Annotated in this window: 8 protein-coding genes; 4 read left to right on the top strand and 4 right to left on the bottom strand. The window is 60.9% G+C overall.

Going from position 1 to position 11,232, the window contains the following annotated elements:
• Positions 1–92 precede the first annotated feature (92 nt).
• Together aceA and CRI93_RS08140 are read right to left on the bottom strand one after the other, a co-directional pair.
• Positions 93–1,397 (bottom strand): isocitrate lyase, encoded by a 1,305-nt coding sequence (aceA, locus tag CRI93_RS08145; protein WP_098062125.1) that lies wholly within the window; start codon positions 1,395–1,397, stop codon positions 93–95.
• A gap of 130 nt (positions 1,398–1,527) precedes the next feature.
• Positions 1,528–3,270, bottom strand: a complete 1,743-nt coding sequence (locus CRI93_RS08140) for a malate synthase (protein WP_098062124.1) — start codon at positions 3,268–3,270, stop codon at positions 1,528–1,530.
• Positions 3,271–3,479: 209 nt separating this feature from the next.
• On the opposite strand from CRI93_RS08140, the gene CRI93_RS08135 reads away from it, so the two are divergent.
• The 4 genes from CRI93_RS08135 (at position 3,480) to ggt (ending at position 9,627) form a co-directional block, all read left to right on the top strand.
• Positions 3,480–5,018 carry a helix-turn-helix transcriptional regulator gene (locus tag CRI93_RS08135; protein ID WP_098062123.1) on the top strand — a complete coding sequence of 513 codons (1,539 nt, stop codon included), beginning with the start codon at positions 3,480–3,482 and terminating at the stop codon, positions 5,016–5,018.
• Between the two features lie 525 nt (positions 5,019–5,543).
• A complete protein-coding gene (locus CRI93_RS08130; RefSeq protein ID WP_098062122.1) occupies positions 5,544–5,834 on the top strand; it encodes a co-chaperone GroES in 291 nt (96 codons plus the stop codon).
• Between the two features lie 66 nt (positions 5,835–5,900).
• The gene (gene groL / locus CRI93_RS08125) at positions 5,901–7,526 is read left to right on the top strand and encodes a chaperonin GroEL (RefSeq protein WP_098062121.1); all 1,626 of its coding nucleotides are present in this window, start codon (positions 5,901–5,903) and stop codon (positions 7,524–7,526) included.
• A gap of 343 nt (positions 7,527–7,869) precedes the next feature.
• The gene (ggt, locus tag CRI93_RS08120; protein WP_098062120.1) at positions 7,870–9,627 is read left to right on the top strand and encodes a gamma-glutamyltransferase; all 1,758 of its coding nucleotides are present in this window, start codon (positions 7,870–7,872) and stop codon (positions 9,625–9,627) included.
• A 117-nt stretch (positions 9,628–9,744) separates the two neighbouring features.
• Here ggt and CRI93_RS08115 read toward each other — a convergent pair whose 3' ends face one another.
• Together CRI93_RS08115 and CRI93_RS08110 are read right to left on the bottom strand one after the other, a co-directional pair.
• Positions 9,745–10,278 carry a hypothetical protein gene (locus CRI93_RS08115; protein ID WP_098062119.1) on the bottom strand — a complete coding sequence of 178 codons (534 nt, stop codon included), beginning with the start codon at positions 10,276–10,278 and terminating at the stop codon, positions 9,745–9,747.
• A gap of 247 nt (positions 10,279–10,525) precedes the next feature.
• Entirely contained in the window at positions 10,526–11,104 is a 579-nt protein-coding gene (locus tag CRI93_RS08110) for a rhodanese-like domain-containing protein (RefSeq protein WP_098062156.1), read from the bottom strand.
• Positions 11,105–11,232 lie beyond the last annotated feature (128 nt).

The following is an 11,232-nucleotide window of genomic DNA, read 5'->3' as shown; positions in this document are numbered from 1 at the left end:
GCCCTTCGCTTTCCCCCAAACAAGCCCCGATGCATAAGGCGCCGGGGCTTGTCTGTGAAGCACTTCCGGTGTGCGCGAGAGGCGCGTGCAAGCTACGCGAACTGGGCTTCTTCAGTAGAACCCTTCATCGCAGCCGTTTCTGACTGACCGCCAGTAATCGTGTTTTTGATTGTATCGAAGTAGCCGGTGCCTACCTCGCGCTGGTGCTTCGTGGCCGTATAGCCATCGGCTTCGCTGGCAAATTCGGACTGCTGAAGCTCCGAGTAGGCGGACATACCACGCTCGTTGTAGCCCTTCGCGAGCGAAAACATGCTGTGGTTCAGCGCATGGAATCCGGCCAGCGTGATGAACTGGAAGGCATAACCCATCGTGCCCAGCTCTTGCTGGAAGTTCGCGATGGTGGCGTCGTCGAGGTGCGCTTTCCAGTTGAACGAGGGTGAGCAGTTGTAGGCCAGCATCTTACCAGGATACTGCTCGTGGATGGCATCGGCGAAGGCCTTGGCCTCCTCCAGGTCGGGCTTCGAGGTTTCAAACCAGAGCAGATCCGCGTACGGTGCGTAGGCCAGGCTGCGGGCAACAGCCATTTCCAGTCCGCCTGAGATGCGGTAGAAGCCCTCACTGGTGCGCGTCTCGCTCGTTATGAACGGACGATCACGCTCGTCGACGTCGCTGGTGAGGAGCGTAGCGCTGTCGGCATCGGTGCGGGCCACAATGAGCGTGGGCACGCCCATCACATCCGCGGCGAGGCGGGCGCTGGTGAGCACCTCCACAAACTGCTGCGTGGGGATGAGCACCTTGCCGCCCAGGTGACCGCATTTCTTCTCGGCGGCCAGTTGGTCTTCGTAGTGAACCCCCGCCGCGCCCGCTTCGATCATGGACTTCATGAGCTCGTAGGCGTGCAGCACGCCGCCGTGTCCGGCTTCGGCATCCGCCATGATGGGCGCCATCCAGTAGGTGTCGTCGCCGTTGCCTTCGGCGTGATGCAGTTCGTCGGCGCGCTTCAGCGTATTGTTGATGCGCCGCACCACGTCGGGCGCACTGTTCGAGGCGTAGAGGCTCTGATCCGGGTACATCTGGCGCGACAGGTTGGCGTCGGCCGCCACCTGCCAGCCGCTCAGATAGATGGCCTTGAGCCCGGCCTTCACCTGCTGCATGGCCTGGTTGCCGGTGAGCGCACCAAGCGCCGCCACGTAGTCGTCGGTGTGGAGCAGATCCCACAGGCGGTTGGCCCCGCGCGCAGCCAGCGTGTACTCCATATCGAAGGAGCCGCGCAGGCGAATCACGTCTTCGGCGGTGTAGGTGCGCTCAATGCCATTCCATCGGGGATTGGTGGCCCAATCTTCCTTGAGCGCTTGTACGCGCTCGGCGTGTGTTGGAGTATTTGCTTGTGTCGTCATAACGAGTACCTCGTTGAGTGTGGTAAACAGCCCCCAATGGGGCGTCGATAGTTGATTTTTGGTGGGGCTCACAACTCGGAGCCAGGAGAGCCAGTGGGTCCGGCCAGACCGTATTGTTTGTGCTATTTGCCTACACGCAGGAGTCTTCTTCAAGCAGTGCTTCGCGGTGCGCCGCGTCGCCGTAGCGCTCGGAGGAGCACGTCAGGAAGGCGCGGAAGTCGTCTTCGAGGAAGATCTGCTCGGCGCAGGCCCGCGCGGTGCGAAAGGAGGCCTTCGTCGCTTCAACCGCGTCGTCGGAGGCGCCCTCCATGGCGTCTTCGACTTCGGATTCGATGACGGCGATCTCCTCGTCAAAGATGCGCGTGACCAGCTCGGGCGTCACCTCGGTGCCGTCGTCCAGCGTAATGCCGTGGTGTAGCCACTGCCACACCTGAGCGCGCGAGATTTCGAAGGTGGCCAGATCTTCCATGCGGTTGTCCCACGCTACGCATCCATAATCATTGCCCCAGCCCTGCATGTAGCCAATCGCCACACGCACATTCACGCGCACGCCGTCGAGGGTTTTGGGACTGGTGGATTTGGGAAGCAGGTCAGGCTGCTCGGGCAGATCCGGAATCACATCGAGCTGATGCGTGGTGCCCTTTGCCTCCAGCTTTTCGTTGAACGGCTGCATGGCCGGACCGATGAAGTATGGGTGCGACACCCAGCATCCATCGTGACCGATTGAGGCTTCGAACTCCTTGTCAGCAACAACCTTCTCAATCTGCTGCTGACGCATTTCTTCGGTGCGTCCCGGCGTTTGCGGCGCCATGCCGCCCATGCCGAACGCGCCGTGGGTGTGGCAGACGCGAATGAGCTGCTTCACATAGTTGGCCATCCACGGGCGATTCATGCCAATGGAGTTTCGGTCGGCCATGACGCGATCGTCGTGCGCCTTAAGCACCTTGATGTCGCTGAAAATCTTGTCCCAGCGTCCGCCATTCAGTCCAGCGGCGTGCGTGCGCATCTCGTAGAGAATCTCCTCCATCTGAAAGGCCGCCTCCAGCGTCTCAATCAGCAGCGTGGTCTTGATGGTGCCCTCGTCGATACCAAGCTCCCGCTCAATAAACGACAGCACCGCATTCCACCAGCGCGCCTCTTTGTAGTGCTCCACTTTGGGGATGTAGTACTTCGGCGTCTTGCCCTGGTCGATGAGCGTCTGCGCCGTGTGGTACGCCGTGAGCACCAGGTCCAGGAGTCCGCCCGAGACCGGGATGTTGTTCACGAGCAGGTTCGACTCGTAAAGATGCAACCCGCGCACCCGCACCATGAGGAGGGGCATGTCGTCGGGGTCGATGGCGTACTCCTTGAGTGCGTTGCCGTCGGCATCAGTTTTGGTGAAGCTAAGTGTCCCCTCGGCAGCTTCTTTCACGTTGTGCACGCCCTGCATCACGTTGGGCCAGGTTGGCTTCATGGCGTCCTCGAAGTCGAGCATGGCGGCGTCGGCGCGGTGGCCGTCGTCGGTGCGGCTGAGCATGTTAATGACCATCTTCGGGTCGTTCACCGGCCCGGTAATCTCCACGCGCCGCTGCAGGATATCGTCAGGCAGCGGGTCGACCTGCCAGTCGGTGTGCGCCTCGGGGTGCTCGTCTTGCGGCAGAAAGCCCGGCACGGCGCCATTGTCATACGCATCCTGACGGGTACGGCGCGCCGCAAGCAGCGTCTGCCGCTCGTGCTCAAAGCGCCGGTGCACTTTGGCCACGAGCGCCACGGCCTCGTCGGTGAGAATAGATTGCGCCTGTGGAGAAAGCGCTTCCTGATTGATTTCAACGCCGTCGGCGAGTTTGGTCCACGTCGTTGTGTTCGGTTGGACGTCGAGCGATGCGGTTGTCATAAGCCCTGTACGATTCTGCCCCTGAGGTTGTCGATCATGAATGCACTGTTATGAATACGAACAGCGAATCTACTTGTCAAGCGAAACTTCGCTACCAGAGGATATTATCTACACTACTTTTGGAGTATTCATGCCCCGTTAAAGAAACTTCGCTATGAGCGAATAATTGGAGCGCTGTCCACCTGCTGCTTCAAACCTGCTGTATCTGTATGGCCATGCGCCCGGAAAACCTGCGCTTCATTCTCGGTCTCAAGCTGCGCACGCTGCGGCAAGAGCAGAACGCATCGCTGAAAGAGGTGTCGGAGCGCTCGGGACTCTCGATGTCGTATCTGAGCGAGATCGAGAAGGGCAAGAAGTACCCGAGCCCGGATAAGCTACTTGGGCTGGCCGAGGCGTTTAACGTGACGTACGACGACCTCGTATCGCTGAACGTGGACGACAAGCTCGACCCGCTCAAAGAGATGTTCAGCTCACCCTTCATCCAGGAGTTTCCGTTCGAGCTGTTCGGACTCGCGCCGCACGACGTGTTCTCGCTTGTGTCGGATGCGCCCACGAAAGCGGGTGCGCTCATCCGCACGTTCCTGGAGGTAGGCCGCACCTACGACATGCAGGTGGAGCACTTCCTGTTTGCGGCGCTGCGTTCATATCAGCAGATGCACGACAACTACTTCCCCGATCTCGAAGACGCCGCCGACGCGTTCCGCCGCCAGCACGATTGGCCGCGCACCGCATCGCTCTCCGATACCACTCTGCGCAGCCTGCTCGAAGACGAGTTCGGTTACACGATTGATGTCGATGTGCTGCCCAACCACGACACGCTGCATCCCTTCCGCTCAGTCTTTGTGGATGGCAACGGCAATCCGCCCACGTTCTACGTAAACGGCGACCTGATGCCCATCCAGCGCGCCTTTATCTATGCCCGCGAAATTGGATACAACGTGCTCGATGTGGAGGAGCGCGCCCGCACCTCGTCTTGGATTCGCGCCGAGTCGTTCGAGCAGGTGCTCAACAACTTCAAGGCCTCGTACTTTGCCGGAGCGCTCATCCTGAATGAGTCGTCGCTCCTTGCGTCCTTGCGCTCCTGGTTCGACGCGTCGGCGTGGGACGACGGCGCGTTCCTGCGCACGCAGATGGATCGCTTTCAGGCCACGCCCGAGATGCTCTACTACCGCCTCACGCAGCTCGTCCCGCACCACTTCGACCTCACCGCCTTCTTTTTCCTGCGCTTCCACCACGAACAGGGCTCGCCCGACTACCACCTCACCAAAATGCTCAACCTGTCGGGCATTCCCGTGCCCCACGGCATCGGGCTGCGCGAGCACTACTGCCAGCGCTGGCCGGCCATCCAACTGCTCAAAGAGCTCTCTGAAGCCCAGGCGCAAGACGATTATACGCACGACCCGTCTAATGCGTCTGCCGCCGTGCGAGCCCAACGGTCGCACTTCATCAACGCCGACGCCGAGTTCTTCACGCTCTCCACCGCCCGTCCGCTTGCGCTCAAAGACACCACCAACTCGTGCGTCTCTATTGGCTTTCTGATGGACGACGCCTTCCGCCGTCAGGTGCAGTTTGCGCACGACCCCGCCATCACGCGGCGCGAGGTCAACCTTACCTGCGAGCGCTGCCCCCTCACCCACGCGCAGTGTCAGGAGCGCGTGGCCCCGCGCACGCTCTACGACAAGGAGCAGCGCGAACAGCAGCAGATTGAGGCCCTGCGCGAACTCACCAACGATACACGTAGCGCATAAGAATGAGCCGATCCCCCTCATCACGCATGCTCGTCGCGGGGCACCACGGGCATGACCTATGGCTCCTCCGCCCCGCTAACTTGGTCTACACACCGCCTGGGACGTACTTCCGACCGCTGTCGGAATACCAGTCCCGGGCTACAAGTCGCTCAACACGTCCCGGGGCTTTGCCTTGTGGCTTTTGTCATTCAGAACCTGTTTCGTCGCCGACAAACAACGTGTTAGGGGAAGAGGGAAGCCCAACGAGCGCCTTCCGTGCGCCATTCCCTTCCGTTCCCCACTACCCACTGCCACGCTGGCAGGAGGTCTCGTCAGTGCAGGTGTAGCGCACGAACACTCAGAATCTGCCAACGCGGCAGGCTGTGCGCCTTGCATCTCCCCTGAAGTGCTTTTTGTGCACTTTATGCGAATCGTTTCCTCCGTTGCAAACAGCGGTACGTCGGTTGCTATGCGGCAAAATGGGAGTAGGCCTGTAGCCTGCTCCTCCCCACAGTATTCCTAACCGTATCTGCAATCGTCTACGTTATGTCTACGTTTAAACCCCTGGGCGACCGCATCGCAGTGCGCCCGCTTCCCGCTGAAGAGAAAACATCGAGCGGACTCTACATTCCCGACACCGCCAAAGAAAAACCGCAGCAAGGCACCGTTGTGGCCGTGGGCCCCGGTCGCACCGAAGACGGTGTGCACGTTGACATGAGCGTGCGCGAAGGCGACCGCGTGCTCTACGGCAAGTACGCCGGTACCGATCTCGTCCTTGACGACGAAGAACTGCTCATCATGAAAGAGTCGGACGTGCTGGGCCGCCTCGATGATTAACGGGCTGTTGCCCGCTGTTGAATCCCCGCGTATCTTATCAACCTAACCCTACGATTCCAAAATCTTATGTCAAAGCAAATTATTTTTGACGCCTCGGCCCGCAACGCCCTGAAACGGGGCGTAGACACGCTGGCCAACGCCGTGAAAGTGACGCTCGGCCCCAAAGGCCGCAACGTACTCATTGAAAAATCCTATGGCGCGCCCACCGTCACGAAAGATGGTGTAACCGTAGCCAAGGAGATTGAACTGGAAGACCGCCTCGAAAACGTGGGCGCCCAGATGGTAAAGGAGGTCGCCTCGAAGACGTCCGACATTGCGGGCGACGGCACCACCACCGCCACCGTGCTCGCGCAAGCTCTCATGACGACGGGACTGCGCAGCGTAACGGCAGGCTCCAACCCTATGGATCTGAAGCGCGGTATCGACCGGGCCGTGGAAGCGGTCGTTGCCGATCTGGCCACGCAGAGCCGCGAAGTTGACGGCAAGCAAGACATCAGCCAGGTGGCCATGATCTCGGCCAACAACGACGCTGCCATTGGCGAGTTGATCGCGGATGCGTTTGATCGCGTTGGCAAAGATGGCGTTATCACTGTCGAAGAGGCCAAGGGCCTGGAGACCGAACTTGATGTGGTCGAGGGTATGCAGTTCGACCGCGGCTACCTCTCGCCCTATTTCGTGACGGATTCGGAGGGCATGGTGGCGGAGCTGGAGGATGCACGCATCCTCATCCACGACAAGAAGATCTCGTCGATGAACGACCTGCTCCCGATTCTGGAGAAGACGGCGCAGACGGGTCACCCGCTGCTCATCATCGCCGAGAACATTGAAGGCGAAGCGCTTGCTACGCTCGTGGTAAATAAGCTACGCGGCACGCTAAAGGTGGCTGCGGTGAAGGCCCCCGGCTTCGGCGATCGCCGCAAGGCTATGCTCGAAGATCTCGCGGTGCTTACCGGCGCCACGGTCGTGAGCGAGGAGAAAGGCTATCGCCTCGAAAACGCCACGCTCGATTACCTGGGCACGGCGGGCCGCATTGCCATCGACAAAGACACGACCACCATCGTGGATGGCGCGGGCAAGGCGTCTGAGATCAAGGCGCGTGTCAACCAGATCCGCCAGCAGGTCGAAAGCTCGACGTCGGACTACGACCGCGACAAGCTGCAAGAACGCCTTGCGAAGCTCTCGGGCGGCGTGGCGGTGCTCAAAGTGGGCGCTGCTACCGAGCCGGAGATGAAAGAGAAGAAAGCGCGCGTCGAAGATGCGCTGCACGCTACGCGGGCGGCCATCGAAGAAGGCGTCCTGCCCGGCGGTGGCGTAGCCTACCTGCGTGCCCTGCATGCGCTTGACACCCTCGATGTCGAAAACCAGGACCAGGAGATTGGCGTCTCGATTGTACGCCGTGCGCTCGAAGAGCCGCTGCGTCAGATCGCGTCGAACGCGGGCCTCGAAGGCTCGCTCGTGGTGGAGCATGTGAAGGACGGCGAAGGCGACTTCGGCTACAACGCGCGCACCGACATCTACGGCCCGCTGCTTGAGCAAGGCGTGCTCGACCCGACCAAGGTCGCGCGCAGTGCGCTCGAAAACGCGGCCTCGGTGGCTGGCCTGCTGCTCACAACGGAGTCGGTCATCACGGACCGCCAGGGCAAGAACAGCGGTTCCAACAACATGCCTAACATGGACGACATGGACTTTTAGGCTGAATCGTCTCTCTTTCGGAGGGATACAGGCTGCGAATCCAACACGAGCGGGACGCTTCCTTTGCGGGAGGCGTCCCGTTTTTTTGTTGGAGGGTTCTGTGCATCACAGCTGGAGGTCCGGGCAGCCACTCGCTACCGATGTGTTGCGGAGGCGCCTGCCCGCGCGCTCGAAAACGAGCCGGTTTTCGCCTTTACGCTTTTCTTCCTATATTGAAAAATCCGTCTGGCCCCCACCCCGAGCGCCAAGGCAGATGCAAGCGGCTCGTGGCGGCCTCGCGTCTTGCAACGCCCCCGGTCCCAGACAATGGCTTGCGTATTCTTCTCCGTTCCCCAACTTCGCTATGCGCGTTTTTCTCTGCTGCATCCTTTCACTGTTTGTTTTTGCTGCCGCGCTCCCCGGCTCATCGGGAGCGCAGTCCGACACCGGAGGCGGAGACCGCCTCACCGGCGCGCCCTATGCCCGCAGTCCGGTCGTGGCTCAGAACGGCATGGCAGCCACAAGCCAGCCGCTTGCGTCTCAGGTGGCCGTCGACGTGCTAAAAAGCGGAGGCAGCGCCGTTGACGCCGCCATCGCTGCCAACGCCATGCTCGGCCTGGTGGAGCCCACGGGCAACGGCATTGGCGGCGACCTCTTCGCGATTGTCTATGACCCTGAAACCGACGAGGTCTATGGACTTAACGCCAGCGGACGGTCCCCCCAAGGGCTCTCATACGATGCCTTGCAGGAAGAGCTGGGCGATGACGACCAGATTCCCTTCTTTGGCCCGCTGCCGGTAAGCGTACCCGGCACCGTGAGCGGATGGGACAGGCTGCATGAGCGGTTTGGTACGATGGACTGGCAGCAGCTCTTTGCGCCGACGGTGCGCTATGCACGAGAAGGGTTCCCGCTCTCGCAGGTCATTGCCTACTACTGGGAAGCCAACGTCGGGGCGTTTCAGCGAGGCGATCTGCCCGATGACAACTGGCGCGACACATATCTTGTAGCGCGCGATGATACGCTTCGGGCTCCGCGAGAGGGCGAGATCTTCCGCAATCCCGACTTGGCTTCCACCCTCGAAACGATTGCGGCTAACGGTGCCGACGCGTTCTACGAAGGAGCAATTGCCCAGACGATCGACCAGTACATGCGCCGCATTGGCGGGCCGCTCCGCGCAGAGGACCTGGCCGCACACCAGGCCAACTGGGTCGACCCGGTCTCGGTCGACTACCGCGGCGTGGACGTCTACGAACTGCCGCCTAACGGACAGGGCATCGCCGCGCTGCAGATGCTGCAGATCCTGGAGGGCTTCGACGTCGCCGACATGGGCCACAACTCGACCGACTACCTGCACGTACAGACCGAAGCCAAGAAGCTGGCCTTCGAAGACCGCGCCCGCTTTTACGCCGACCCCGCGTTTGCCGACATTCCGGTTGATGCGCTCGTTTCTGAGGCGTATGCCGCCGAACGGCGCGAGCAGATTCGCATGGACCGGGTGCTCTCAGAACCAAGTCACGGCGACCCCACTGCTCTTGAAGACGGCGACACGATCTACCTCACAGTCGCCGACTCCACCGGCATGATGGTCTCGCTCATTCAGAGCAACTACACGGGCATGGGCAGCGGCCTGGTGCCCGACGGGCTCGGCTTTATGCTGCAAAATCGCGGTGCGCTCTTTACGATGGAGCAAGGACACCCCAACGTCTATGCGCCTGCGAAGCGGCCCTTTCATACGATTATCCCTGCGTTTGCGATGCGAGATGGCGAGCCGTTCTTAAGCTTTGGCGTTATGGGTGGTGCCATGCAGCCGCAAGGGCATGTGCAGGTGCTTAGCAACATCGTCGACTTTGGGATGAACGTGCAAGAAGCAGGTGATGCGGCCCGCTACCGGCACTCGGGCAGCAGCTCGCCCACTGGCTCCGCTATGGAAGGCCGCGGCACGCTCCGTCTGGAAAGCGGTGTGCCTGCCGCTGTAGTCCAATCCTTACGCGGACGTGGTCATGCCGTGGAGGTGGGCGCTGGCGGCTATGGCGGCTACCAGGCCATCATGTGGGATCCGGAGGAGGGCGTGTACTGGGGAGGCACCGAGATGCGCAAAGACGGCATTGTCATTGGCTATTGAGCGTTGGCTGTGCCCCAGCGGCCTCGCCCCATGAAAAAGCAGCGCCCGCCTCCATTGCTGGAAGCGGGCGCTGGTGTCATGTGGTGAATCCGATACGCCCATGCTGCATCTGTCAGGTCAGTTCAGACATATCACGCCAAACGGCGATGCGTAGATTGGCATGAACGAGGCCGGTTTGAGCCCCGCTGCGTCCGTCTCCGCGTATTCGCTATCGTATCCCATTGCGTCGTTCGACGTGGAGCTGCTCGGTTCGGCCACTGCCGACAGGTCGGGGAGCTGCTCTTTGGTGGGCAAGAACGAGCCGCGTGCTTCCGCAACAACCTCATCATCGTCGCTCAGCAGGAGCACCGTAACGACCGCACGCGGCGGCTGCGTGAGAATGACTTGCGCCATCGCGCGCACCGGACCGGTGTATCCATCTTCTTTCATTTCGACCTCAAACTGGTCTACGCGCACCACATGCTCTTTGTGAAGCGACCCAGCGGCCAGGCGAGCAGCATCGGTCAACAGCTGTTCGGCAGCAGTGGTACCCGGCAGATGGCCCTCAATGTCGCTATGAATGATAGCGCGCCCAAAGGACACTGCAGCCTGGGTCGATGCAGCGTGCGAGCGTCCGTATAACCGTTCCAGTCGTTTAAAGTGCGTGTTCATAAGACGATCACCACATCTTGGAGGAAAGAGTCAACCACCGAGATTGCAAGAGTAATGTCTTGTTGCAACCTCGTGTTGTGCACATATGCGAAAGTGATGCCAGCCGCCTAAGGCGTGTGATTCTGTCAGCCTGCGGCGCTACGGCGCAAAAAGGCCGTAACGGAGTCGATACCCAGCCTGCCAGCCCCGCAGATCATGCCACAACGTCATATGAAGCCCTCGTTCAGAGCGGCAGCAGCGCGCCGCTTCACTCACCCGTTGTGCTGTACGGCGCTGGCGCATTGGGAGCACGCAGCGAATCGGTGAGCAGTTGCCCCCAGACGGCATCGTACGGATGCACATGGTGCGTACGCTTGCCCTGCCGCACTACCGGACGGCCTTCGTTGGCCCAGCGAAAGATGGAGCCTTCTACGTTGACGACATCGGTGTAGCCTTCGTCGCGAAGCGCCTTTACCACCCCCGCTGAGCGATAGCCCACCGAGCAGTACACCGCGATGGGCTGATCGGCAGCCACCGTATCGAGCAGGGCCGTGTTGGGGCGTTCCGGATCGTAATGGCGCGCGCCCTCGATGTGGCTGGTCGCGTACTCCTCGGGCGCACGGGCATCGAGCAGCAGCGGACGCTCGTTTTCGGGCCGATTCAGGCGCTCAGCCAGTGTCTCGGTCGAAATGGTAGGCACCGAACCGTGCGACTGCGCAATCATGCGATCCACCGCCTGCCAGCGCAGGGCCTCGTCGCCGCGTATCCACCATAGCCACGCGCTGCCCGCAAGTCCAACAATAACAGCAATACCCACTCCGACTTTTGTGCGTTGGCTCCACGGCATATGTGACTGGCGTTATAATGCGAATTACAATGGTTACAACGCTGAACGAGTGCCTCCAAACGAAAGTTCGTGGAAACGCCTTGTGCCAGCATGTGCACGCAACGCCTGCGGATCTTTTCGGCAGACGG

This window comes from Longimonas halophila (assembly GCF_002554705.1).
Classification (GTDB): Bacteria; Bacteroidota; Rhodothermia; order Rhodothermales; family Salinibacteraceae; genus Longimonas; species Longimonas halophila.
The sequence above is the reverse complement of the archived record's forward strand: the minus strand, read 5'-3'. Positions and strand labels throughout refer to the sequence as shown.